The sequence below is a fragment of the Novilysobacter selenitireducens genome, assembly GCF_020026895.1.
Lineage (GTDB): Bacteria > Pseudomonadota > Gammaproteobacteria > Xanthomonadales > Xanthomonadaceae > Lysobacter_C > Lysobacter_C selenitireducens.
On record NZ_JAINZW010000007.1, the window covers coordinates 50,902 to 75,005 of the forward strand.

The 24,104-nt window shown below is 69.1% G+C and carries 19 protein-coding genes and 1 riboswitch; of the genes, 11 read left to right on the forward strand and 8 right to left on the reverse strand.

Annotated features, from left to right (window positions below):
- Positions 1–105 precede the first annotated feature (105 nt).
- A complete protein-coding gene (locus tag K6753_RS13250) occupies positions 106–1,116 on the reverse strand; it encodes a class I fructose-bisphosphate aldolase (RefSeq protein ID WP_223676943.1) in 1,011 nt (336 codons plus the stop codon).
- 191 nt (positions 1,117–1,307) lie between these two features.
- Complete coding sequence (gene pyk, locus K6753_RS13255; protein WP_223676944.1) at positions 1,308–2,774, reverse strand: pyruvate kinase; 1,467 nt, start codon at positions 2,772–2,774, stop codon at positions 1,308–1,310.
- A 64-nt stretch (positions 2,775–2,838) separates the two neighbouring features.
- Between pyk and K6753_RS13260 the strand changes: the two genes are divergently transcribed.
- Positions 2,839–3,447 (forward strand): GNAT family N-acetyltransferase, encoded by a 609-nt coding sequence (locus K6753_RS13260; RefSeq protein WP_223676945.1) that lies wholly within the window; start codon positions 2,839–2,841, stop codon positions 3,445–3,447.
- Positions 3,448–3,634: 187 nt separating this feature from the next.
- Here the strand turns inward: K6753_RS13260 and K6753_RS13265 are convergent, their stop codons facing one another.
- Positions 3,635–4,807, reverse strand: coding sequence for a phosphoglycerate kinase (locus K6753_RS13265; RefSeq protein WP_223676946.1), 1,173 nt, complete (start codon positions 4,805–4,807; stop codon positions 3,635–3,637).
- Positions 4,808–5,067: 260 nt separating this feature from the next.
- A riboswitch (cobalamin riboswitch) is annotated at positions 5,068–5,394 on the forward strand.
- A gap of 354 nt (positions 5,395–5,748) precedes the next feature.
- On the opposite strand from K6753_RS13265, the gene K6753_RS13270 reads away from it, so the two are divergent.
- Positions 5,749–8,100, forward strand: coding sequence for a ribonucleoside-diphosphate reductase subunit alpha (locus K6753_RS13270; RefSeq protein WP_223676995.1), 2,352 nt, complete (start codon positions 5,749–5,751; stop codon positions 8,098–8,100).
- A gap of 184 nt (positions 8,101–8,284) precedes the next feature.
- Complete coding sequence (locus K6753_RS13275; protein WP_223676947.1) at positions 8,285–9,292, forward strand: ribonucleotide-diphosphate reductase subunit beta; 1,008 nt, start codon at positions 8,285–8,287, stop codon at positions 9,290–9,292.
- A 272-nt stretch (positions 9,293–9,564) separates the two neighbouring features.
- Here the strand turns inward: K6753_RS13275 and gap are convergent, their stop codons facing one another.
- The gene (gap, locus tag K6753_RS13280) at positions 9,565–10,566 is read right to left on the reverse strand and encodes a type I glyceraldehyde-3-phosphate dehydrogenase (RefSeq protein WP_223676948.1); all 1,002 of its coding nucleotides are present in this window, start codon (positions 10,564–10,566) and stop codon (positions 9,565–9,567) included.
- Between the two features lie 88 nt (positions 10,567–10,654).
- Between gap and K6753_RS13285 the strand changes: the two genes are divergently transcribed.
- Positions 10,655–11,467 carry a S1/P1 nuclease gene (locus tag K6753_RS13285; RefSeq protein ID WP_223676949.1) on the forward strand — a complete coding sequence of 271 codons (813 nt, stop codon included), beginning with the start codon at positions 10,655–10,657 and terminating at the stop codon, positions 11,465–11,467.
- An 18-nt stretch (positions 11,468–11,485) separates the two neighbouring features.
- Here the strand turns inward: K6753_RS13285 and K6753_RS13290 are convergent, their stop codons facing one another.
- A complete protein-coding gene (locus tag K6753_RS13290; RefSeq protein ID WP_223676996.1) occupies positions 11,486–12,781 on the reverse strand; it encodes a TSUP family transporter in 1,296 nt (431 codons plus the stop codon).
- A complete protein-coding gene (locus K6753_RS13295; protein ID WP_425492133.1) occupies positions 12,781–13,131 on the reverse strand; it encodes a metalloregulator ArsR/SmtB family transcription factor in 351 nt (116 codons plus the stop codon). The genes K6753_RS13290 and K6753_RS13295 overlap by 1 nt, the downstream gene beginning before the upstream one ends.
- A gap of 97 nt (positions 13,132–13,228) precedes the next feature.
- Between K6753_RS13295 and K6753_RS13300 the strand changes: the two genes are divergently transcribed.
- From K6753_RS13300 to K6753_RS13330, 7 genes are all read left to right on the forward strand, one after another.
- Complete coding sequence (locus K6753_RS13300; protein WP_223676950.1) at positions 13,229–14,092, forward strand: MBL fold metallo-hydrolase; 864 nt, start codon at positions 13,229–13,231, stop codon at positions 14,090–14,092.
- Positions 14,093–14,110: 18 nt separating this feature from the next.
- Entirely contained in the window at positions 14,111–14,536 is a 426-nt protein-coding gene (locus K6753_RS13305) for a YeeE/YedE family protein (RefSeq protein WP_223676951.1), read from the forward strand.
- The gene (locus K6753_RS13310) at positions 14,533–14,952 is read left to right on the forward strand and encodes a DUF6691 family protein (protein WP_223676952.1); all 420 of its coding nucleotides are present in this window, start codon (positions 14,533–14,535) and stop codon (positions 14,950–14,952) included. The genes K6753_RS13305 and K6753_RS13310 overlap by 4 nt, the downstream gene beginning before the upstream one ends.
- Before the next feature lie 45 nt (positions 14,953–14,997).
- The gene (locus K6753_RS13315; RefSeq protein ID WP_223676953.1) at positions 14,998–15,747 is read left to right on the forward strand and encodes a sulfite exporter TauE/SafE family protein; all 750 of its coding nucleotides are present in this window, start codon (positions 14,998–15,000) and stop codon (positions 15,745–15,747) included.
- Between the two features lie 291 nt (positions 15,748–16,038).
- The gene (locus K6753_RS13320) at positions 16,039–17,271 is read left to right on the forward strand and encodes an HD-GYP domain-containing protein (protein WP_223676954.1); all 1,233 of its coding nucleotides are present in this window, start codon (positions 16,039–16,041) and stop codon (positions 17,269–17,271) included.
- Positions 17,268–18,527, forward strand: coding sequence for a putative bifunctional diguanylate cyclase/phosphodiesterase (locus K6753_RS13325; RefSeq protein WP_223676955.1), 1,260 nt, complete (start codon positions 17,268–17,270; stop codon positions 18,525–18,527). Before K6753_RS13320 ends, K6753_RS13325 begins: the two co-directional genes overlap by 4 nt.
- A 45-nt stretch (positions 18,528–18,572) precedes the next feature.
- Positions 18,573–20,534, forward strand: coding sequence for an acetyl-CoA hydrolase/transferase C-terminal domain-containing protein (locus tag K6753_RS13330; RefSeq protein WP_223676956.1), 1,962 nt, complete (start codon positions 18,573–18,575; stop codon positions 20,532–20,534).
- Positions 20,535–20,583: 49 nt separating this feature from the next.
- Here the strand turns inward: K6753_RS13330 and tkt are convergent, their stop codons facing one another.
- Positions 20,584–22,575: a transketolase gene (tkt, locus tag K6753_RS13335; protein WP_223676957.1), complete on the reverse strand. Its 1,992-nt coding sequence runs from the start codon at positions 22,573–22,575 to the stop codon at positions 20,584–20,586.
- A 159-nt stretch (positions 22,576–22,734) separates the two neighbouring features.
- Positions 22,735–24,054, reverse strand: coding sequence for a dicarboxylate/amino acid:cation symporter (locus K6753_RS13340; protein WP_223676958.1), 1,320 nt, complete (start codon positions 24,052–24,054; stop codon positions 22,735–22,737).
- Positions 24,055–24,104: the final 50 nt, after the last annotated feature.

Here is a 24,104-nt window from a genome sequence, read left to right on the forward strand (position 1 = left end):
GCTTCCAGCCTGCGATCGCGGCTGAAGCCGCTCCTACAGGTGGACGGAAATGAAAACGCCGGCACTTGGCCGGCGTTTTCGCTTACTGCAGGGACGCGGATCGAATCAGGCGCCCTTCGTCCACTGGCCCATCGCCGCCAGGCCGTTGTCCTTGGCGCGGGCATACACCGTTTGCTGCGCGGCGGCGACGTTGTTGGCGATGTCCTGCGACCACAGCTTGAGCGCGGCCGACTGCATGGCGCGGCCGTAGCTGAAGCTCAGCGGCCACGGCTTCGGGCCCATGCGGTTCATTGCATCCAGGTGCGCGGTGGCGTCTTCGTCGGACTGGCCGCCGGACAGGAACACGATGCCCGGCAGCGTCGCCGGCACGGTCGACTTCAGGCACTGCAGGGTGGCGAGTGCCACGTCCTCGACCGAGGCCTTCTCGCCGCTGGTCGTGCCGGGCACCACCATCGACGCCTTCAGGATGGTGCCTTCCAGCACCACGTTGTGCTCGTACAGCGAGCCGAACAGCGAGCGCAGCACGACTTCGGTGACCTCGTAGCAGGTGTCGATGTCGTGGCTGCCGTCCATGATCACTTCCGGCTCGACCATCGGCACCAGGCCCTGCTCCTGGCACAGCGCGGCGTAGCGCGCCAGCGCGTGGCTGTTGGCCTCGATGCAGGTGCCCGACGGAGCGTCGTCGTCGATGTTGATCACCGCGCGCCACTTGGCGAAGCGGGCCCCCAGCTTGTAGTACTCCTCCAGCCGTGCGCGCAGGCCGTCCAGGCCCTCGGTCACCAACTCGCCCGGGAAGCCGGCCAGCGGGTGCGCGCCCTTGTCGACCTTGATGCCCGGGATCATGCCGTTATCGGCCATGACCTTGGCGAACGGCACGCCGTCCCTGGTGGACTGGCGGATGGTCTCGTCGAACAGGATCGCGCCGGAGATGTAGTCCGACAGCTTCGGGGTGGTGAGCAGCAGCTCGCGGTAGGCGCGGCGGTTTTCTTCCGTGCACTCGATGCCCACGCCGTCGAACCGCTTCTTGATGGTGGCGTTGGACTCGTCGATGGCGATGATGCCCTTGCCTTCGGCGACCATGGCCTGGGCGGTTTCGGCAAGCTGTTCGATGCTCATGGGGTGTCCTGCGGCTGGCGGGTGGAAGCCGGCGATTATAGCCGGCGCGCGCGGGCCCGGGCCACGACATCCCAGCCCAAACAGCCAGTTACGGCGGCCGCCGCCTGCAGGAGCAGGCGTAGCCCGGGTAAGCGAAGCGCACCCGGGTTCATCGCCGCCGGCTGGTCCCGGGTGCGCTTCGCTTACCCGGGCTACAGCTCCCCCAGCCCCTCCGCCACGCCATCAGGGCCGACCTGCAGCAGGCGCAGGGTGTTGGTGGCGCCGCGGTGCTCCATGTGGTCGCCGCTGGTGAAGATCAGACGCTCGCCCTCGGCCAGCAGGCCGTCGTCGAACAGCTGCTTGACCGCGACGCGGGCGGCGTCGCGCGAGGCCAGCCCGCGGCTGTCGAACTCCAGCGGCCGCACGTCGCGCATCATCGCCATCTTCCGGCGCGACGGTGCATGCCGCGACAGCGCGAAGATCGGCGCCGGTGAGCGGAAGCGCGACAGGAAGCGCGCGGTGCCGCCGGACTCGGTCATGGCGACGATCGCGCGCACGCCGATGTGCTCGGACAGGAACATCGCCGCCATCGCGATCGCCTGGTCGGCCTTCTCCAGGTTGCGCGGCGCCTTCTCGAAATCGGTGTCGTGGCTGAACTGGCGCTCGGCGCCCATGCAGATGCGCGACATCGCCTCCACCGCCTTGACCGGGTAGCGGCCGGCGGCCGACTCGGCCGACAGCATCACCGCGTCGGTGCCGTCGATGACCGCATTGGCCACGTCCAGCACCTCGGCGCGGGTCGGGATCGGGCTTTCCACCATCGACTGCAGCATCTGCGTGGCGGTGATCACCACGCGGTTTCGCGCCAGCGACTCGCGGATGATCTTCTTCTGCAGGCCGGGCAGTTCGGCATCGCCGATCTCCACGCCCAGGTCGCCGCGCGCGACCATCACCACGTCGCTGGCGTCCACGATCTCGGCCAGGTTCTCGATCGCCTCGGCGCGCTCGATCTTCGACACCATCGCGGCCTCGCTGCCGGCGGCGCGGGCCACTTCCCGCGCGCGGTCCATGTCGGCGGCGTTGCGGCAGAACGACACCGCGATGAAGTCGGCCTCCAGTTTGGCGGCGACCTTGATCAGTGCCTCGTCGTGCTCGGTCAGCGCGCCCAGCGACAGCCCGCCGCCCTGCTTGTTCAGGCCCTTGCGATTGGACAGCACGCCGTCGTTGAGCACGGTGCAGGCGATGCGCGCACCGTCCACCGACTCCACCTGCAGCTGCAGCAGGCCGTCGTCCAGCAGCAGCACGTCGCCGGGCGCGACATCGCCGGGCAGGCCGAGATAGCTGACGCCGACCTGGCGGGTGTCGCCCGCGGGGGCGTCCGCGCTGGCGACCAGGTCGAAGCGGTCGCCGGCCTTCAGCTCGACGTTGCCGTCGGCAAAGGTCTCGATGCGGATCTTCGGGCCGGGCAGGTCGGCCAGGATGCCGACCTCGCGCCCGACCCGGCGCGCGGCCGCGCGCACCGCCTCGGCCCGGGCGACCTGCGAGGCCGGGTCGCCGTGGGAAAAGTTGAGGCGGACCACGTCGACGCCGGCCGCCAGCAGCGCGTCGAGCACGCCGGGCTTGTCGGTGGCCGGACCGAGGGTGGCGAGGATCTTGGTGCGGCGGGCAATGGCGGACATGGCAGACTCGTCGTGGCTGACCGCACGCTAGCACAGCGTTTGCGCCCTTCCGGACTGAATACGTATGCCGCGAATCGATGCCCCTTCCCCGCCCGCCGATTTCGAAGCCCTGCCCCGGCTGGAAGGCCCGCGGGTCGCGCTGCGGGGTTTCCATTCGGACGATGGGGCGGGGCTGTTCGCCCTGCATTCCGACACGCGCGTGATGCGCTACTGGAGCTTCCCCGCCTGGACCGACCCGGCGCAGGGACGAGACTACTTCGCGCGTGCCCTGGCCGCGCGCAACCCGGACGACATGCTCTGCTGGGTCATCACGCTGCCACCTTCGGACACGCTGGTCGGCACGGCCACGCTCGCATCGATCGACCGCGCCCAGGGCCGTGCCGAGATCGGCTATGCGCTGGGCAGCGCGCACTGGGGCCGCGGCCTGGCGCGCGAGGCGGTGGCACTGGTGCTGGACCACGCGTTCGACACGCTTGGCCTTCGTCGCGTGGAGGCCGACATCGATCCGCGCAACGAAGGGTCGATGCGCCTGGCGCGCTCTCTCGGCTTCCAGCAGGAAGGCCTGCTACGCGAGCGGTGGCAGGTGGGTGGGGAGATCTGCGACAGCGCTTGGCACGGCCTGCTGGCGCGGGAGTGGCGCGGTCGAAACCCCGGCCCCGGCGCCGACCTGTAGGAGCGGCTTCAGCCGCGATCACGATGGCGTCGCCACCCCAATGTAGGAGCGACGTGAGTCGCGATCCGCAGGCGGCCGGAGGTGCGCGGTCGCGACTTACGTCGCTCCTACAACGGCATGCAAGTGCAGCCGGGAGTGGCTTCGCGGCTGAAGCCGCTCCTACAAGAGCGGGCGTGCTCGCCGCGGATCAGCCGCGCGCGCGCAGCGCCGCCACCGCCGGCAGCTCCTTGCCTTCCAGGAACTCCAGGAACGCGCCGCCGCCGGTGGAGATGTACGAGACGTCGTCGGCGATGCCGTACTTGTCGACCGCGGCCAGCGTGTCGCCACCGCCGGCGATGGAGAACGCACTGGACGCGGCGATCGCACGCGCCAGCGCCTCGGTGCCCTTGCCGAACGCGTCGAACTCGAACACGCCCACCGGGCCGTTCCACACCACCGTGCCGGCCTTGGCGATCATCGCCGCGTAGCGGGCGGCCGTGTCCGGGCCGATGTCCAGGATCATGTCGTCGGCGTCCACCGCGTCAACGGCCTTGACCGTGGCCGGGGCGTCGGCAGCGAACTTCGGTGCGACCACCACGTCGGTCGGCACCGGGATGTCCGCACCGCGTGCCCTGGCGTCGGCCATGATCTTCTTCGCGGTGTCGACCAGGTCGGTTTCCACCAGCGACGTGCCGACGTCGTGCCCCATCGCGGCGATGAACGTGTTGGCGATGCCGCCGCCGACGATCAGCTGGTCGACCTTGCCCACCAAGGAGGACAGCAGCTCCAGCTTGGTGCTGACCTTGGAGCCGGCCACGATCGCCAGCAACGGACGCGCCGGGTTGTCGAGCGCCTTGCCCAGCGCGTCGAGCTCGGCCATCAGCAGCGGGCCGCCACAAGCCACCTTCGCGTGGCGGATGACGCCATGGGTGGAGGCCTGCGCACGGTGCGCGGTGCCGAAGGCGTCCATGACGAAGACGTCGCACAGCGCCGCGTAGGCCTTGGCCAGCGCCTCGTCGTCCTTCTTCTCGCCGACGTTCATGCGGCAGTTCTCCAGCATCACCAGCTGGCCGGGATGGACGGGCACGCCACCGACCCAGTCCTTGATGAGCGGCACGTCCATGCCCAGCAGCTCACCGAGGCGATCGGCGACGGGCTGCAGCGACTCGTGCTCGCTCCACACGCCCTCGCTGGGGCGGCCGCGGTGCGACATCACCATGACCGCCGCGCCCTTCCCAAGCGCCAGCTTCAGCGTCGGCAGAGCCGCGGTGATGCGCTGCTCGGACGTGATCCGCCCGTCCTCGATCGGCACGTTGAGGTCCTCGCGGATCAGCACGCGCTTGCCGGAAAGGTCGAGGTCGGTCATGCGGAGCAGGGTCATGGCGTCGTCCGTGGTCGGTGCGGGGAGCCGGCTATTGTCCGGAGCCGGGGCTGCGGGGGCAAACAGCACGGGCACCAGGGCGACTGCGGGAGCGACGTCAGTCGCGACCGCATCCCGCCCGACGTGCACGGGTCGCGACCCACATCGCTGCTGTACAGAAGCGTCCGGATCGCACCGGCCCTGCGGCAACGGCTGGACCAACCGGCCTTCCTTGGATGATCTCTTTTTACAACATATCGCGTTGACGTCGCCCGAAAACACGATATGTTGTGCCTGTCGGTGCCGGCCTTGCGGTCGGCTGAAAAGGGAAGCCGGTCCAGGCCATGGGTGATCGATGTGATCGCCTGGCCGACTCCGGCGCTGCCCCGCAGCGGTAGTGGAAACGAAAGCCGTCATGGCACTGGGGCGAACGCCCCGGGAAGCGACGGCCGGTAGGTGGAACGGGTGTGTGGTGCAGGCGCGGCTTCGGCCGCGAACTGGAATCGGACGGGCGACCGGCCATCCGATCGCGGCTGAAGCCGCTCCTGCAGCAATCACTTCCGTTCCGTGTCCAGAGCCCGAAGACCTGCCGACAGCCGCGCGAAGCACGCCGCGCGGAGACCGGCCAGGGAGCCTTCGGGGGAAGGCGGTCGGTGTCGTGGCCCGCACCTGCGGGCAGCCGTCGCCGGGCCCTGCCCGCGAAGGCCCGGCCGTCGATCGCGGCCTGCGCGACACCCCCGCTTCACTTTGTGGACTCCCGCGCCCGCGTCGCCCTTCGAGGGGAGGCCGACGACCCGTGCGCCATGCACCGGAGTTCCACCATGACCACCGAAGACACCGCCACGGCACTTGCCGGGGCACCTGCGTCCACCACCGCGGCACACGACACCGACCCGAGCCCGATCCCAACCGCCGTTGGCACGGACAGCTTCGCCCTGACGCCGCCCGCCACCGCCTTCAGCATGGCCGTGACCAAGCGCAACGGTGGCCGCGAGCCGGTCGACCTCAACAAGATCGTCCGTGCTATCACGCGCTGCAGCGACGGCCTGCACGCTATCGACCCGATGCGCGTGGCCACCCGCACCATCTCCGGGCTGTACGACGGCGCGACCACGCGCGAACTCGACGAGCTGTCGATCCGCACCGCCGCGCTGCTCACCGCCGAGGAGCCCGAGTACGGCCGCCTCGCCGCCCGCCTGCTGGCCGGGGTGATCGAGAAGGAAGTCGCCGGGATCGACATCAATGCGTTCTCGCAATCGGTGCAGCGCGGACACGACCTGGGCCTGGTCAACGACCGGCTGCTGGGCTTCGTGCAGGCGAACGCGCGCAAGCTCAACGATGCGATCGACAACAACCTCAACCAGCGCTTCGACTACTTCGGCCTGCGCACCCTGTACGACCGCTACCTGCTGCGCCACCCCAAGGCGCGCACGGTCATCGAGACGCCCCAGCAGTTCTTCATGCGCGTGGCCTGCGCACTGAGCGAGGACGTGTCAGACGCGCTGGCGCTCTACCGGCGCATGGCGCAGCTGGACTACATCCCCTCCTCGCCGACGCTGTTCAACGCGGGCACCAGGCACGAGCAGCTGTCGTCCTGCTTCCTGCTGGATTCGCCGGAAGACTCGCTGGAGTCGATCTACAGGCGCTACATGGACGTGGCCAAGCTGAGCAAGTTCAGCGGCGGCATCGGCCTGAGCTACACCCGCATCCGCTCGCGCGGATCGCTGATCCGCTCCACCAACGGCCTGAGCAACGGCATCGTGCCGTGGCTGAAGACGCTCGATGCGTCGGTGGCGGCGGTCAACCAGGGCGGCAAGCGCAAGGGCGCGGCCTGCGTGTACCTGGAGCCCTGGCACGCGGACGTCGAGGAGTTCCTGGAACTGCGCGACAACACCGGCGACGAGGCGCGGCGCACGCACAACCTCAACCTGGCCAACTGGATCCCCGACGAGTTCATGCGCCGGGTGGAAGCGGATGCGCCGTGGTCGCTGTTCGATCCGCACACCGTGCCCGAGCTGACGGACCTGTTCGGCGAGGCGTTCGACCGCGCCTACGCCGCCGCCGAAGCCGCTGGCCTGGCGGTCAGGCAGATCAAGGCGCGCGAGCTGTACGGCCGGATGATGCGCACGCTGGCGCAGACCGGAAACGGCTGGATGAACTTCAAGGACAAGGCCAACCGCGCCTGCAACCAGACCGCGCGCGCCGGCAACGTCGTACACCTGTCCAACCTGTGCACGGAGATCCTGGAGGTCACCTCCCAGGACGAAACCGCGGTCTGCAACCTGGGATCGATCAACCTCTCCCACCACGTCGAGGTGTACCCGGAAGGCGCGGTGCACGGCGAGGCGGGACCGGCTTCAATCGGGCGCTTCGATTTCGAGCGCCTGGCCGACACCGTGCGGCTGGCCGTGCGCCAGCTCGACCGCGTCATCGACCTGAACTTCTACCCGATCGACACTGCCCGCCGCGCCAACCTCAAGTGGCGCCCGGTCGGGCTCGGCACGATGGGCCTGCAGGACGTCTTCTTCAAACTGCGGCTGCCGTTCGACTCGGCGCCGGCGCGCGTGTTGTCCAGGAAGATCGCCGAGGAGATCTACTTCCACGCCTTGTCCGCCTCGAACGAGCTTGCGCTGGAGCACGGCCGCCACCCGGGCTTCGGGGAAACCCGCGCCGCCCACGGCGAATTGCAGTTCGATGCCTGGGGCGTGGTACCCGACGATGCGGCGCGCTGGGACGCGCTGCGCGCGCGCATCCGCGAACACGGCCTGCGCAATTCGCTGCTGGTCGCGATCGCACCCACCGCGACCATCGCCTCGATCGCCGGCTGCTACGAGTGCATCGAGCCGCAGGTCTCGAACCTGTTCAAGCGCGAGACGCTGTCGGGCGACTTCATCGTGGTCAACCGCTACCTCGTGGACGAACTCAAGGCGCTGGGCCTGTGGACGCCGGAGCTGCGCGACGCGATCAAGGTGAGTGAAGGGTCGATTCAGGGCATCGAGGCCATTCCCGGGCCGCTGCGGCAGGTTTACCGCACCGCATGGGAGTTGCCGATGCGCTCGCTCATCGACATGGCCGCCGAACGCGGCGCGTTCATCGACCAGAGCCAGTCGCTCAACCTCTTCATCGAAAGCCCGAGCATCGGTGCACTGTCGTCCATGTACATGCATGCGTGGAAGCAGGGACTGAAAACGACGTACTACCTGCGCTCCCGGCCGGCGACGCGCATTGCCAAATCAACCGTGAGCATGCCAACGCCGGTAGCCGCGGTCGCCTGCTCGCTGGAGAACCCGGAAAGCTGCGAGGCCTGCCAGTAGGCCACTCCTCTGTAGGAGCGGCTTCAGCCGCGATCGGATGCCTGGCGACCCGAGTGGTCGCGACGTGGGTCGCGACCCTCGATGTCGTCCGCCGCCACGCGGTCGCGACGCACGTCGCTCCTACCGGGATCCGGAACTTGATCGCGGCTGAAGCCGCTCCTACAGATCACCCCAAGGACCCGCCATGCCCAGCCACCTGCTCGACCCCGGCTTCGACCTCACCCTGCGCCCCATGCGCTACCCGCGCTTCTACGAGATGTACCGCGACGCGATCCGCAACACGTGGACGGTGGAGGAAGTCGACTTCTCGCTGGACGTCAACGACCTCAAGCACAAGTTCGGCCAGGCCGAACGGCACCTGGTGGAGCGGCTGGTGGCGTTCTTCGCCACCGGCGATTCGATCGTCTCCAACAACCTCGTGCTCAACCTCTACACGCACATCAACGCCCCCGAAGCGCGCATGTACCTGTCTCGCCAGCTGTACGAGGAGGCGCTGCACGTGCAGTTCTACCTGACCCTGCTCGACACCTACCTGCCCGACCCGTCCGCGCGTGCAAAGGCGTTCGCCGCCGTCGAGAACATCCCGTCGATCCGCGCCAAGGCCGACTTCTGCTTCCGCTGGATGGACTCGGTGCAGGACCTCAAGCGCATCGAAACACGCGAACAGCGGCGTCAGTTCCTGCTCAACCTGGTGTGCTTTGCCGCATGCATCGAGGGCCTGTTCTTCTTCGCCGCCTTTGCCTACGTCTACTACCTGCGCTCGCGCGGCCTGCTGCACGGCCTCGCCTCGGGCACCAACTGGGTGTTCCGCGACGAGAGCTGCCACATGGCGTTCGCCTTCGAAGTCATCGACACGGTGCGGCGGGAAGAGCCGTCGCTGTTCGACGACGCGTTGCGCGGCGAGATCGTGCAGATGCTCACCGAGGCGGTGGAATGCGAGATGGCGTTCGCCCAGGACGTGCTGTCGGGCGGGGTCGTCGGCCTGTCGCTGAAGGACATGCGCCAGTACCTGGAGTACTGCGCCGACCAGCGGCTGGGCCAGCTGGGCATGGCGCGGCACTTTGGCGCCACCAATCCGTTCGGCTTCATGGACCTTCAGGACGTGCAGGAGGTAACGAATTTCTTCGAGCGCCGGGTGTCGGCCTACCAGGTCGGCGTGCAGGGGGACGTGGCGTTCGACGCGGCGTTCTGAGGCAGCAGGGCGGGCGGCAGCGCGATCTTTGGCTCATCTGTAGGAGCGGCTTCAGCCGCGATCGGAAACCGGACTCCGTTGCAGGAGCAACGTAGGTCGCGATCCACCTACGTCCGGAGTTGCGCAGTCGCGACTGACGTCGCTCCTACAACAGCGGTGTGGCTTTCGTGCGATCGCGGCTGAAGCCGCTCCTACAAAAGTGACGTGACCACAAAAAAAGCCCCGCGATTGCGGGGCTTTCTTCTTCTTGTCACGGGGTCCGGCGCGCCGGCTTACTTGCCGATGACCTTGACCATCTCCAGGCACTTGTTGGAGTAGCCCCACTCGTTGTCGTACCAGCTCACCAGCTTGACGAAGGTGCCGTCCAGTGCGATGCCGGCTTCCGCGTCGAAGATCGAGGTGCGCGCGTCGCCGCGGAAATCCGTGGCGACGACCTTGTCCTCGGTGTAGCCCAGGATGCCCTTGAGCGCGCCCTCGGACTGGGCCTTCATTTCGGCGCAGATCTCGGCGTAGCTCGCGTCCTTCTCCAGCTCGACCGTCAGGTCGACCACCGACACGTCGGAAGTCGGCACGCGGAAGCTCATGCCGGTCAGCTTACCCTTGAGCTCGGGCAGCACCACGCCGACGGCCTTGGCCGCGCCGGTGGACGACGGGATGATGTTCTCGAGGATGCCGCGGCCGCCGCGCCAGTCCTTGTTGGACGGGCCGTCGACGGTCTTCTGGGTGGCGGTGGCGGCGTGGACGGTGGTCATCAGGCCGCGCTTGATGCCCCACTTGTCGTTGAGCACCTTGGCCACCGGCGCCAGGCAGTTGGTGGTGCACGAGGCATTCGACACGATGGCCTCGCCAGCGTACTTCTGGTGGTTCACGCCGTAGACAAACATCGGCGTGTCGTCCTTGGACGGGGCCGACAGCAGGACCTTCTTCGCACCGGCGTCGAGGTGCTTCTGCGCGCTGGCCTTGTCCAGGAACAGGCCGGTGGACTCGATGACAACGTCGGCGCCGACCTCGTCCCACTTCAGGTTGGCCGGGTCGCGCTCCTGCGTCAGGCGGATCTTCCGGCCGTTGACGACCAGGTCGCTGCCCTCGATCGACACGTCGCCGTCGAAGCGGCCGTGCACGGAGTCGTAGCGCAGCATGTAGGCCAGATACTCCGGCTCCAGCAGGTCATTGATGGCGACGACCTGGATGTCATTGCCGAAGTTCTGCACGGCCGAACGCAGGACGTTGCGTCCGATGCGGCCGAAACCGTTGATACCTACCTTGATCGCCATTGCGGGCTCCTGACGGGCGTGGGACGGGAAAGCCGGCTATTTTAGCGCCCCCCGGGCCCGGCCGCTGGCCCATCGACGGAACACCCGCATGCCGCGCACCGCCCTTCGCCTGTTCCTGGCCCTCGGACTGGCCCTGTGCACCCTGCCCGCCGCGGCGTGGGGGCCGCTGGGGCACCGCCTGGTGGCGGCGCTGGCATGGGACGAACTCGACCCGGCCGCCCGCGCGGAAATCACGACACTGCTGGCCGGCGAGCCCGACCCCACGCTACCGGGCATCGCCACCTGGGCCGACGAGCTGCGCGCCAACGACCCGGACCTGGGCCGCCGCAGCGCACCGTGGCACTACGTCAACCTCGGCGAGATGGACTGCGCGTACGACGCCGCGCTGGCCTGCAGCGGCGGCGATTGCGTGGTGGAAGCGATCCGCGCGCAGTCGGCGATCCTCGGCGACCGTTCGCGCCCGCGCGCCGAGCGGCTGCAGGCGCTGAAGTTCGTCGTGCACTTCACCGGCGACATCCACCAGCCCATGCATGCCGGCAACGCGCACGACCGCGGCGGAAACGACGTGCAGGTCAACTGGCCCGACGGCAGCGCGGATGGCAAGGGCGGCAACCTGCATTCGCTGTGGGACAGCGGGCTGTTCAACACCGCCGGTCTCGACGAGGACCAGTGGCTCGCCCGCCTTCGTGGACTGCCGCTGGCGGTGCCCGTGGTGGCCGACCCCGCCCGCTGGGCCGAGCATTCGTGCTCGGTGGCGATGCGAGATGGCGTGTACCCGCCCCGCGCCAAGCTCGGCACCGACTACCTGCAGTCCTGGCGCCCCGTCGCCGAGGCGCAGGTGCGCGCCGGTGGCAGCCGCCTGGCGATGCTGCTCAACCGGGTGCTGGACGCGCGCGACTGAGCGCCGCGGCGCGTCGGGTCATTCCGAGCGGGGCAGGCCCAGCGCTTCGCGCACCTTGGGTTCCAGCCCGGTAAGGCCCGCCGCCTGGCCCCACTCCAGCGCTTCCTCGGGCGACCGTCCGCCCTGGCGCGAAGCGCCCAGTGCCAGCAGCGCACCGACGCGGTTGCCCGACGCGCAGTGCACCAGCACGGTGCCTTCGGCCTCGTCCAGCACGGACCACAGCGCATCGGCATTGGCCGCGGTCACGCCGCCGGCGCCATCCACCGCGATCTGGTGGTAGTCCAAGCCGGCAGCAGCAACCTCGGCCCGTTCGTCGCGGCCGTCCATCTCGGCCTCGGGTCGCAGGTTGATCACGGTGGTGATGCCCTGCGCGCGCAGCGCCTCCCAGGCGTCCGGTGCGGGCTGGCCGCCGGTCACGAGCGTCGGTCGCGGCTGGCGGGCCTGGGGTACGAGGGTGGTGTCGATGGACTGCATGGGGGTGATCTCCGCGGTGGGGTCGGGGGAACGGGTGGCGGCGAATGCGTCGGGCGCGGTCTGCCAGGCGATGCCCGCACCCATCAACAGCAGGAACACGGCGAACGCCCGCTGCAGGTGTGCCTGCGGCAGTCGCCGCGCCACGCGGCCGCCGAGCAGGCTGCCGCCGGCGCCAATGGCGGTGAACAGGCCGATCAGGCGCCAGTCCAGCGCCAGGCCGGCACCGGCCAGGACCGAGGTGTACTTGGCGAATCCGCTGAAGCTCTTGAGCGAGATGATCCACAGGCTGGTGCCGATCGCGCGGTGCAGCGCCAGGCCGCCCAGCAGCACCAGCGCGGGCACGATCAGGAAGCCGCCGCCGACGCCGACCACGCCGGTCACCACGCCGACGACCAGGCCGTCCAGCGCGATGCGTCCGACCTTGCGCGTCGGCGGCGCCGTCGCGTCCACGGCACCTTCTTCCGAATTCGCAGTGCCAGCTGCCAGCGCCCTGGGCGGGCGCAGCATCATCGCAGCCGCCAGCAGCATGACCACCGCGAACACCAGCAGTTGCAGGGCGCCGCTGAGCCACGTCGACAGCCATGCGCCCATCCAGGTGCCCACCATCCCCGGCACGCCGAACCACGCGACGTTGCGCCAGTCGACCTGCCGCTTCCACGTCCACGGCAGCGCCGCGATCAGGCTGATGCCGCCGACGATGGCCAGCGACCCGGCGATCGCCACCTTCTCCGGCTGCCCGACCAGGTAGACCAGCACTGGGACGGTGAGGATCGACCCGCCCGAACCCAGCAGCCCGAGGCTCAGCCCGATCGCGGCCGCACCCAGCCAGGCCAGCCACATCACGACGCGTCTCGGGCGCAGTAGATGCCGTGCAGCGTCTGCATCACGCGCAAGGCCGGGCCGTCCAGCAGCGAGTAGAAAACCTGCTGTCCCTGCCGGCGCGTCGCCACCAGGCCGGCCTCGCGTAACACCGCCAGGTGCTGCGACAGGGCCGACTGCGACAACGCGGTGCCGTCGAGCAGCTGCCCGACCGACAGCTCGCCGCCGACCAGCCGGCACAGCACCATCAGGCGCTGTTCGTTGGCGAGCGAACGCAGCAGGGCCGCCGCCTCGCCGGCATGGCGTTGCATCTCATCAGGGTCGGGCAAGTCGATCACGGACGGGGGCGGGGCTGGCTTCGGGCTCGGCATGGCACGCACTGCGAGGGGCAATGCGGGCATTATAGTAGGCCTTGCTAAATTAGCAATGCCTGATACATTATGCGCATCAATGGACAGGAGCCCGACCATGCAACCCGTCGTCCACCCCTTCTTCCACCACGACAGCAACACCTGGACCTATGTCGTCGTCGAGCCCCAAGGCAAGACGGCCGCCTTGGTCGACCCGGTGCTGGACTTCGACCCCAAAGCCGGGCGCACCTCGACCGCGTCGGCCGAGCAGGTGCTGGCGTTCGTCAACGAACACGCGCTGGACGTGCAGTGGATCTTGGAAACCCATGCGCATGCCGACCACTTGAGCGCCGGACACTGGCTGAAAGAGCACCTGCCGCACGCGAAGCTGGCCATCGGCGAAGGCATCCGCACCGTGCAGAAGACCTTCCGCCCGATCTTCAACCTGGGCGAGCACTTCCCGGTCGACGGCTCGCAGTTCGACCACCTGTTCGCACCGGACGAGGTGTTCCGCATCGGCGCGCTCGAGGGCCGCGTCATCCCGGTGCCGGGCCACACGAACGACTCCAACGCGTTCCTCATCGGCGATGCGCTGTTCACCGGCGACTCGCTGTTCATGCCCGACGGCGGCACGGCGCGCTGCGATTTCCCCGGCGGTGACGCCGCCACGCTTTACCGGTCGATCCACACGCTTTTCGAACTGCCCGACGACACGCGTGTGTTCGTCTGCCACGACTACGGCCCGGGTGGGCGCGAGTTCGCCTGCGAAACCACCATCGGCGAGCAGAAGCGCAGCAACATCCACGTGCACGACGGCACCACGCTGGAGCAGTTCGTGGAGATGCGCGAGACGCGCGATGCCTCGCTCGCCATGCCGACGCTGATCCTGCCCGCGGTGCAGACCAACATCCGCGCCGGTGAGCTGCCCGAGCCGGAGAGCAACGGCGTGCGCTACCTCAAGCTTCCCCTCAACCAGTTCTGACCCTGCACGGACTTCTACATGCCCACTGAATTCACTCCCTGGACCGCGCTGGCCGGCGGCGCACTCATCGGCCTGGCGGCCACGGTGCTGCTGGCCTCGCTCGGTCGTATTGCCGGCATCAGCGGCCTGTTCAACGGCGCGCTCGAGCAGCGCGGCGACCGCGCGTGGCGCATCGCTTTCCTCGTCGGCCTGATCGCCGCGGCCGGCGTGTGGTTCGCGGTGGCCGGCGTGGCGCCGCGCACCGGGTTCCCCCTGCCGTGGCTGCTGGCCGGCGGCCTGCTGGTCGGCTTCGGCACGCGCCTGGGCAGCGGTTGCACCAGCGGCCACGGCATCTGTGGCCTGGCGCGGCTCTCGCCCCGCTCGATGGTGGCCGTCGCACTGTTCATGGGCGCCGGCTTCGCCACCGTGTACGTGCTGCGGCACGCGCTGGGGGTGATGGCATGAGCGCACATCGCGTGGCGTGGGCGCTGCTCGCGGGCGCCCTGTTTGGATTGGGCCTGGCTGTGTCGGGGATGACCGACCCGGACAAGGTGCTGAACTTCCTCGACATCGCCGGACGATGGGACCCGTCGCTCGCGCTGGTGATGGGCGGCGCGCTGGCCGTGGCCGTGCCCGGGTTCGCGTGGGTGCGGCGACGCGGCGTTGCGTTCACCGGCGGCGCCATTCCGCCGGCACCCGCACCCAGGTTCGACACGCGGCTGCTCGTCGGCAGCACGCTGTTCGGCGTGGGCTGGGGCATCGCCGGGTATTGCCCGGGCCCGGCGCTGGCCAACCTCGCCCACGGTGCGCTCGAGCCGGTGCTGTTCGTGCTGGCCCTGCTGGCGGGTTCGCAGGTGGCGAGGCTGTTCGACGCGCGCTGACCGCACCACCTCGCGCGGCGGCGGAGCCGTCCGTACCATCGCCCGATGATCGATTCGGCCTGGTGGGTCGCGCTGCTGCTGTTGCTGGTGGCGGCGCTCTATTCTTCGGTGGGCCATGCCGGCGCCAGTGGCTACATCGCCGCCATGGCCCTGATGGGCCTGGCACCGGAGCAGATGCGCCCCACCGCGCTGGCGCTCAACCTGCTGGTGGGCGGCATCGGGCTGTTCCGGTTCTGGCGGGGTGGGCACGTGCGCTGGCGCAACGTCTTGCCGTTCGTGCTGGCGTCGGCGCCTGCCGCCTACCTCGCCGCGCGGGTGCAGTTGCCCCGCGAGAGCTATTCGATCCTGCTCGGGCTGATCCTGCTGGTGGCGGCGGCAGGCGTGTTCCGCAGTGCCGGCCATGCCCTCGACGATGACAGCCGCTCGATGGGGCGCCAGGTGCCGTGGGCGGCCGGGCTGCTGTCGGGTGCCGTCATCGGCGTCCTGTCGGGGCTGACCGGCACCGGCGGCGCCATCTTCCTGACCCCGCTGCTGCTTTTCATGCCCTGGATGCCGACCCGGCAGGCCAGCGGCACGTCGGTCGCGTTCGTGTGGATCAACTCACTCACTGCACTGGCCGGCCTGGTGCAGGTGACCGGCTCGCTCCCCGCGACACTGCCGCTGTGGCTGGGCGCGGTGGCGATCGGCGCGCTGCTGGGCACGCAGATGGGACTGCGATGGTTGCCGGTGACCGCGCTCCGGCGCGCGCTGGGGGTGGTGCTGGTGATCGCGGCGGCCAAGCTGCTGCTGGCCTGAGCCGGACACCCGTCACGGTTTGCCGAAACAGCCGGCTGTTCAGCAAGCTGTCCCGCACATGCCTTCCGGCACTCAAGGCGCTCCGCCATTCGCCGATACCGTCCGTATGGCGCGGCGCTCCACGTTCCAGAACGGACGTGGCGCCGGTTTCGGCAGACGGTGGTTGAACGCCGCTGGGGGCGAGGTCCACGTTGCACACGATTTCGCAAGGCATGCACGGCAAAGCTGCCCGAATGGGCGCTCGCCATGTATGCCACGCTTGCCCGGTCTCCGGGCCACAGGGAACACGGCATGGGACTTGAGGAACGCGAAATCGGGATCGACCAGGTGGCGGCCGGCATGTACGTGTGCCGGCTGGACCGCCCGTGGACCGAAACGCCGTTCCTGATGCAGGGCTTCCTGGTGGAGTCCGACAATGACGTCGCGCTGCTGCGCCAGTACTGCCGGTCGGTGTGGATCGATGTCGAGCGCGGACTCGAGCCGCGCGATGCGCCGCTCAGGACGCTCGAGCGCCGCCCCGCCGCACCGCGCGTGGACGACGACCAGCTGGGGCGGACGCGGTACACCGACTCGCGGGACTTCGACGAGGAACTGCCGGACGCGCTCAAGGCCCATCGGGCGAGCAGCATCCTGGCACAGCGGATCATCGACGACGTCCGCGCCGGCCATAAGCTGGCGGGCAAGCTGGTCGAGGATGCGGTCTCGCCGGTCGTGCTCAGCGTGCTGCGCAATGCCGATACGTTGTTCTGGGTCAACGCACTGCAAAAGCACGACGGCTACGCCTACAGCCATGCGATCAACTGCAGTGCGCTCGCGGCTGCGTTCGGCCGCCACCTCGGGCTGCCGCAGGAGCTGTTGATGGACGTAGCCGCCGGCGGCCTGCTGATGGACATCGGCATCACCCGGCTGGAACCTGGCCTGCTGGCCAAGCCGGGGCCCCTGGACGCGACCTCTGCGACGGCAATGCGCCGGCACGTCGTGCTGGGCATGGAAACCATCGACGAGGGGACGGGCATCACTGCTGCGGTCCGCGAGATGGTGCGCTGCCACCACGAGCGGCACGACGGCTCGGGGTACCCCGACCGGCTCCGCGGCGCGTCCATTCCCCTGTTGGGTCGAATCGGCGGCATCGTCGATACGTTCGACGCACTCACCAGCGACCGCCCCCACGCACGCGCCATTGCACGCCACGAGGCGTTGCAGGTGATCTACCGCGAGCGCGACCGCCTGTTCCAGCGGGAACTAGTGGAACAGTTCATCGGCTGCCTCGGCGTGTACCCCACCGGCTCGCTGGTGGAGCTGAGCACCGGTGAGGTGGGCGTGGTGATGACCCAGAACCCGATGCGGCGCCTGTTGCCGAGGGTGATGCTGCTGACCGGTGCAGACAAGACGCTTCGCGAGAGCTTCGAGCCCCTGGACCTGATGTTGCGCGCAGAGCGCCAGCCGGAGCTGCCGCGTGTGGACGTGGTCCGGCCGCTGGAACGCGGCGCTTACGGGCTGGACCCGGCGGACCTGTTCCTGTGACCCGTACCGAGCTGGTGGCGCTACTGGCACGCCAGCTCGAGGCATGGCGCGAGGGCGATGGCGTGCTGGGCGTGATGCTGGTGCGGCTGCAGCGGGTGCGCGAGTTCGGGCTGTTCTACGGCTTCGGCGCCGGTGACGCGCTGGGAGCGGCGGCCTTGGCGCGCATCGGAAGCGTGCTGCGCCCGCAGGACACCGTGACGCAGTTGGGTCTCTACGAATATGTGGTGATGCTTCCGGGGCTGCGTGGCCACAACCACGCCGCATTGGCCGGCGCACGCGTGGTGCGCGCGTTCGACGAACCGCTGCCAGTGGGCGACCGCGCGGCACCGGTGTCGGTCAAGGTCGGCATCAGCGTGCACCCCGACCATGGCCGCGAAGCCGAGCAACTGCTCCACAATGCCGAGACCGCCTACGGCGCCTCGTTGCGCGACAGCGAAGACAGCGCACTCTATGACGCCGCCGGGACCCCGCCGCTCATCCCGTACGACGCCTTGCACCAGGCCATCCTCGGCAACCGCTTGCAGGTCCACCTGCAGCCGTTGCTGGACCTGCGCACGCGCAGGATCATCGCGGCCGAATCGCTTGCGCGATGGACCGATGAGCGCCTGGGTCCGGTCGCGCCCGACCGCTTCATCATCCTGGCCGAGGAAACCGGCCTGATTTCGCCGCTGACACGCTGGAGCATCAACGCAACCCTGCGCCATGCCGCCCGCGCCCGTGCGGTCGACCCCAACCTTTGCTTCTCGATCAACCTGTCGCCGCGCGTGTTCGGCGAACGCGACCTGGTTGCCCAGATCACGTCGGCGTTGGGCATCTGGAACGTACCTGCCTCGGCGATCACCCTGGAAGTGACCGAGAGCGCGCTGATGGAAGACCCCAAGCTGAGCCTGCGCCGGCTCGAGGACCTGCGCATGGAGGGGCTGGGCATCTCCATCGACGACTTCGGCGCGGGCTATTCGTCGCTGGCCTACCTTAAGTACTTCCCGGCCACCGAGCTGAAGATCGACCGCAGCTTCATCAGCGACCTGCGCGACGACCGGCGGTCGATCCAACTGGTGCGTTCGATCATCGACCTGGGCCACCACCTCAAGATGCGCGTGGTCGCCGAGGGCGTGGAGGATGCCGAGTCGCTGGGCATGCTGGCCGAGATGGGCTGCGATTGCGCGCAGGGCTATTACATCCAGCGGCCGGAGCCTGCGGACGTATTCATCGACTCGCTGGCGCCCGCGCCCAACCAGACCTCACCGCTGCACTGAGCTTCGGCGCCTGCGGGATCACGGCGACGGCGCTAGGGTGTCGCCATGAGCGCACATGCCCCCCGCCCCGAACCCGTCCGAGTCGAGTCGCTGGACACCGCCGTCGCCTGGCTGCTCGACCGTCTGCCCCCGACCCTGCACGTGGGCGCGCCCCTGGGGCTGGGCAAGCCGCACCGGCTGCTCAACGCGCTTTACGCCCGGATCGAGGGCGACCCGGCGCGGCCACTGCACCTGTACACCGCCCTGTCGCTGGACCCGCCGAGGCCGGGTGCCGGGCTGGAGGGCCGGTTCCTCGGGCCGTTCGTGCAGCGCCACTTCGGCGACGATTTCCCGCGTCTGGCCTATGTGGATGCAATGCGCCGCAACGCGCTTCCCGCCCACGTGCGCGTGGAAGAGTTTTACCTGCAGTCGGGCGCGATGCTCGCCTCGTCACAGGCGCAGCGGTACTACGCCAGCCTCAATTACACGCACGTGGCGCGCGCGCTCGCGGACCGCGGTGTCGGCGCGATCGTGCAAAAGGTGGCGACGTCGCCCGATGGCGCGAGGTTGTCGCTGTCCTCCAACACCGACCTGACCCAGGACACGGTCGATGCGGTGCTGGCGCGCGGCATGGACCGCCCGCTGCTGGTTGCGGAGGTCGACCCGCACCTGCCCTGGCTGGGTGGCAGCGCCGCCGTCGATGCGTCCTGGTTCGACCTTGTGGTGACGCCACCTGCGCCGCATCCGGGCCTGTTCGCCCTGCCCCGGCAGCCCGTGGCGGCGGTCGACTACGCGATCGGCTTCCACGCCAGCACGCGCGTGCCCGATGGCGGCACGCTGCAGATCGGCATCGGCGCGCTGGCCGATGCGTTGTGCCATGCGCTGGCCCTGCGCCACACCGACAACCCCGCCTACCGCCGGGTACTTCGTGCGTTGCACTCGCCACGTGCGGACGATCCTTCGCTCGGGCCGTTCGACACCGGCCTGTACGGCTGCAGCGAGATGATCAACGAAGGCTTCAAGCGGCTGGTGGAGGCCGGCGTCATCCGTCGCCGCGTGGTGGACGACCTGCCATTGATGCGGCGACTCGACGAGGGCACCGCAACGGCGGACGACCTGCGCCGGCTGGAGAACGAAGGCGAATTCCTGCACGGCGCGTTCTACCTGGGCTCGCACGACTTCTACGACTGGCTGCGCGCACTGCCCGACGACACCCGCCGCGGCATCGGCATGCGCCGCATCAGCGAGGTCAACGAGCTCTACGGCGGCAACGAAACGCTCGAGCGGCTGCAGCGCCGCGACGCCCGCTTCTTCAACAGCTGCATGATGGCCACTGCGCTGGGCGCGGCGGTCTCGGATGCGCTGGACGACGGCCGCGTGGTCTCGGGCGTGGGCGGCCAGTACAACTTCGTGGCGATGGCGCACGCGCTACCGGACGCGCGCAGCGCGCTCATGCTGCGGGCCACACGCGATGGCGGCAGTGGCGCCGGGTCCAACATCCGCTGGAGCTACGGCCACACCACCATCCCCCGCCACCTGCGCGACCTGTACATCACCGAGTACGGCGTGGCCGACCTGCGCGGCCGCAGCGACGAGGACTGCGTGATCGCGATGGCCGCCATCACCGACGCGCGCTTCCAGCGCGGGCTGCTGGAGGATGCTCGCCGCAACGGCAAGCTGGCGCACGGCTTCGCACCTCCACCGGACTGGTCGCGCAACACGCCCGCGGCGCTTGACGATGCCCTCGCCCCGCTGCGTCGTGACGGCACCCTGCCCGACTACCCGCTGGGCAGCGACTTCACCGATGTCGAGCAGCAGCTGGTGCGGGCGCTGTCGTGGTTGAAGGCACGCACCGCCACGCGCCGCGGATTGATCGCAACCTTGCTGCACGCCCTCGCCACTGGCCACGGGGGTGACCCGGATGCCCTCGAGCGAATGGCGTTGACCTCACCCGAAGGCATCAAGTCCCGGATCGAGGCCCGCCTGCTTGCGCTTGCCTTGGATTCCACGCGCGTGGATCACCAATAGAAAAAGGCGGCCCCAGGGCCGCCTTTTTCCTGTCCGTGGACATTCCAGCTCAGTCGAGTGCGCGTACGGCCTCCACGACCTTCTCCACGGTGAAGCCGAAGTGCGGGAACAGGACTTCGGCCGGGGCACTGGCGCCGAAGCGGTCGATGCCGATCACGTCGCCGTCGAGGCCGACGTACTTGCGCCAGAAGTCCGACACGCCGGCTTCGATCGCGACCCGGCGACGCACGTCGCGAGGCAGCACCGATTCGCGATACGCCGCGTCCTGGCGGTCGAACACGTCGGTCGACGGCATGGACACGACACGTACGCCGTCGCCCAGCTGCGCGGCGGCCTGCATGGCCAGCCCGACTTCCGAGCCGGTGGCGATCAGGATGGCTTCCGGAGTGCCGACCGAATCCTTCAGCACGTAACCGCCGCGCGCGATTGCCTCCACCTGCGCGGCATCGCGCGCCTGGTGCGGCAGCGTCTGGCGCGAGAACACCAGGCACGACGGGCCGTCGTTGCGCTCGATCGCGGCCTTCCACGCCACCGCCGACTCCACCGCGTCGCAGGGACGCCAGAGGTCGTTGTGCGGGATGTAGCGCAAGGAAGCCATGTGCTCGATCGGCTGGTGCGTCGGGCCGTCCTCGCCCAGGCCGATGGAGTCGTGGGTGTAGACGTGGATGGCGTGCGCGCCCATCAGCGCGCTCATGCGCACGGCGTTGCGGGCGTAGTCGGAGAACACCAGGAACGTGGCGTCGTACGGGATGAAACCGCCATGCAGGTTCAGGCCATTGCTGATCGCGGTCATCGCGAACTCGCGCACGCCGTAATAGATGTAATTGGCGTCCGCGTCGGTGGTCGCCACCGACTTGCTGCCGCTCCACAGCGTCAGGTTGGAATGCGCCAGGTCGGCCGAGCCGCCGACGAGCTCGGGCAGCCGCGGCGCGAAGGCTTCGATCGCCATCTGCGAGGCCTTGCGCGAGGCGACCGACGGGCCCTCGGACTGCAGCTTGGCGATGTAGCCGTCGGCAGCGTCGGCGAAGTCCGCCGGCAGCTCGCCACGCAGACGGCGGGCCAGTTCATCGGCGAGCGCCGGGTGCTCGGCGGCGTAGCGCGACTGCAGGTCGTTCCACTTCGACTCCCGTGCGCGACCGGCGTCGGTCGCGTTCCAGCCGTCGTACACCGGCTGCGGCACTTCGAAATCGCCGTGGCTCCACTTCAGCGCATCGCGCGTGGCGACCAGCTCGTCCTTGCCCAGCGGCGAGCCATGACTGGACTCCTTGCCGGCCTTGGCGGGGGAGCCGTAGCCGATCGTCGTACGGCAGCAGATCAGCGTCGGCCGGTCGTCCTTCGACAGTGCGGTATCGATGGCGGTCTTGATCTCGCGCGGGTCGTGGCCGTCGACATTGCGGATCACGCGCCAGCCGTAGGCCTCGAAGCGCGCCGGCGTGTCGTCGGTGAACCAGCCGTCGGTATTGCCGTCGATGGAGATGTGGTTGTCGTCCCAGAACGCGACCAGCTTGCCCAGGCCCCAGGTGCCGGCCAGCGAGGCCGCCTCGTGGCTGATGCCTTCCATCAGGCAACCGTCGCCCATGAACACCCAGGTGCGGTGGTCGACCACGTCGAAGCCGGGGCGGTTGAAGCGCTGCGCCAGCAGTTTTTCGGCCAGCGCCATGCCCACGGCGTTGGCGAAGCCCTGTCCCAGCGGCCCGGTCGTGGTTTCCACGCCCGGGGTCATGAAGTTCTCCGGGTGTCCCGGGGTCTTGGAATCGAGCTGGCGGAAATTGCGCAGGTCGTCGACGGAGACGTCGTATCCGGCCAGGTGCAGCAGCGCGTACTGCAGCATCGAACCGTGGCCGTTGGACAGGATGAACCGGTCGCGGTTCGCCCACGACGGGTTGGCCGGGTTGTGGCTGAGGTAGTCGTTCCAGAGCACCTCGGCGATGTCGGCCATGCCCATCGGCATGCCCGGGTGGCCCGAGTTGGCGGCCTGCACGGCGTCGGCGGCGAGGAAACGGATGGCGTTGGCGAGGTCGCGACGGGTCGGCTGGGTCATGGGCTCGGTCGGGCTGGTGGTGGGGTGCGTGCTGGCGCCGCCCCGCGGGGGAGGGACAACGGGCGCCATTGTCCCATCCGCGCGGAGCCCTGTCCCGCCGCGGCAGGCCTGCCCGGTGCCCCGGATAGCGAAAAGCCCGCCGAAGCGGGCTTTCCGGGGTCAGTCGGCCAATCGTTCGGCCGGTACGTCGGACTCGCCCTTGGACACCAGTGCGGCGATTCCCAGGTCGCCGGTCACGTTGACCGTGGTCCGGCACATGTCCAGGAAGTGGTTGACGCCTAGGATCAGGCCGATACCCTCGGCCGGCACCCCGACCATCGTGCAGATCAGCGCCACCACCGGCAGCGAGCCCGCCGGCACGCCGGCGGTGCCGATACCGCCCAGGATGCAGACCAGCATCACCAGGATCTGCTGGCCGATGCCCAGCTCCACGCCGAAGAACTGCGCGAGGAAGATCACGGTGACGCCCTCGAACAGCGCGGTGCCGTTCTGGTTGGCGGTCGCGCCGATGGTCAGCACGAAGCGAGACACGCGGCGCGGCAGGCCGAGCTGCTCGTCGGCCACGCGCAGCGCGGTCGGCAGGGTGGCGTTGCTGGAGGCGGTCGAGAACGCCATCAGCATGGCCTCCTGCACCCCGCGGAAGAAGCGCGCCGGCGAATAGCCGCCCAGCAGCTTCAGTGCCAGCGAATACACCACCACCATGTGGATCAGCAGTGCCGCCACCACCACCAGCACGTAGGCGCCAAGGCGGAACAGCAGGTCCCAGCCGAACACCACCGCCAGGTTGAACATGAAGCAGAACACGGCGTACGGGGCGAGGCGGATGACCAGGCCGATCAGCGTCATCGAGACCTCGAACAGCCCCTCGATGCCGCGCTTGAGCACGTCGACGGCCGGCGAGCGCGTCATCACCAGGCCAACGCCGAACATCAGCGCGAAGAACATCAGCGCGAGGATGCTGGAGTTGCTGGAGGCCGCGCCGACGACGTTCTCCGGCACGATCGACAGCAGAAGGTCGAGTCCGGTTGCCTGCGATTCGCCGTCGCGGACGATCGCCTGCGCGCGGTCGGCGCCTTCGGCGAGCAGTTGCTGCGCCAGGACGGGGTCGACGCCGTCACCGGGGCGGAACAGGTTGACCAGCACCAGGCCCAGCAGCACGGCGATCGACGACAGTCCGACGGTGTAGGCGAGCGTCCGCCAGCCGATGCGCCCCAGCGAGCCGACATCGCCCATCTCCGACACGCCCACCACCAGCGCCGAGAACAGCAGCGGCACGATGAGCATGAAGATCAGCGTGAGGAACAGCCGGCCGAATGGCTGGGTCACCCACTCGATCAGGGTCTGCACCCAGGGCACGTCCGCGCCGACGATGTAATGCACCAGCAGGCCGAGCACCAGGCCGGCGACGAAGCCGATCGCGATCTTCCAGTGCAATGGCATGCGGGGCTTGGGCGCGTGGTCGGTACTGGTGTCGGCCATTGAATCGTTCCCCACAAAAGATCGCGCGAGCTTAACAAACCGTCGGACGT

What these genes read in the sequence shown, in the direction of transcription:
- K6753_RS13310 (WP_223676952.1), top strand. Translation starts at nt 14,533, where the DNA reads ATGAGCGCACATCGCGTGGCGTGGGCGCTGCTCGCGGGCGCCCTGTTT.
- K6753_RS13270 (WP_223676995.1), top strand. Translation starts at nt 5,749, where the DNA reads ATGGCCGTGACCAAGCGCAACGGTGGCCGCGAGCCGGTCGACCTCAAC.
- K6753_RS13315 (WP_223676953.1), top strand. Translation starts at nt 14,998, where the DNA reads ATGATCGATTCGGCCTGGTGGGTCGCGCTGCTGCTGTTGCTGGTGGCG.
- K6753_RS13295 (WP_425492133.1), bottom strand. Translation starts at nt 13,131, where the DNA reads ATGCCGAGCCCGAAGCCAGCCCCGCCCCCGTCCGTGATCGACTTGCCC.
- pyk (WP_223676944.1), bottom strand. Translation starts at nt 2,774, where the DNA reads ATGTCCGCCATTGCCCGCCGCACCAAGATCCTCGCCACCCTCGGTCCG.
- K6753_RS13250 (WP_223676943.1), bottom strand. Translation starts at nt 1,116, where the DNA reads ATGAGCATCGAACAGCTTGCCGAAACCGCCCAGGCCATGGTCGCCGAA.
- K6753_RS13290 (WP_223676996.1), bottom strand. Translation starts at nt 12,781, where the DNA reads ATGTGGCTGGCCTGGCTGGGTGCGGCCGCGATCGGGCTGAGCCTCGGG.
- gap (WP_223676948.1), bottom strand. Translation starts at nt 10,566, where the DNA reads ATGGCGATCAAGGTAGGTATCAACGGTTTCGGCCGCATCGGACGCAAC.
- K6753_RS13265 (WP_223676946.1), bottom strand. Translation starts at nt 4,807, where the DNA reads ATGACCCTGCTCCGCATGACCGACCTCGACCTTTCCGGCAAGCGCGTG.
- K6753_RS13260 (WP_223676945.1), top strand. Translation starts at nt 2,839, where the DNA reads ATGCCGCGAATCGATGCCCCTTCCCCGCCCGCCGATTTCGAAGCCCTG.
- K6753_RS13340 (WP_223676958.1), bottom strand. Translation starts at nt 24,054, where the DNA reads ATGGCCGACACCAGTACCGACCACGCGCCCAAGCCCCGCATGCCATTG.
- K6753_RS13300 (WP_223676950.1), top strand. Translation starts at nt 13,229, where the DNA reads ATGCAACCCGTCGTCCACCCCTTCTTCCACCACGACAGCAACACCTGG.
- tkt (WP_223676957.1), bottom strand. Translation starts at nt 22,575, where the DNA reads ATGACCCAGCCGACCCGTCGCGACCTCGCCAACGCCATCCGTTTCCTC.
- K6753_RS13305 (WP_223676951.1), top strand. Translation starts at nt 14,111, where the DNA reads ATGCCCACTGAATTCACTCCCTGGACCGCGCTGGCCGGCGGCGCACTC.
- K6753_RS13275 (WP_223676947.1), top strand. Translation starts at nt 8,285, where the DNA reads ATGCCCAGCCACCTGCTCGACCCCGGCTTCGACCTCACCCTGCGCCCC.
- K6753_RS13285 (WP_223676949.1), top strand. Translation starts at nt 10,655, where the DNA reads ATGCCGCGCACCGCCCTTCGCCTGTTCCTGGCCCTCGGACTGGCCCTG.
- K6753_RS13320 (WP_223676954.1), top strand. Translation starts at nt 16,039, where the DNA reads ATGGGACTTGAGGAACGCGAAATCGGGATCGACCAGGTGGCGGCCGGC.
- K6753_RS13330 (WP_223676956.1), top strand. Translation starts at nt 18,573, where the DNA reads ATGAGCGCACATGCCCCCCGCCCCGAACCCGTCCGAGTCGAGTCGCTG.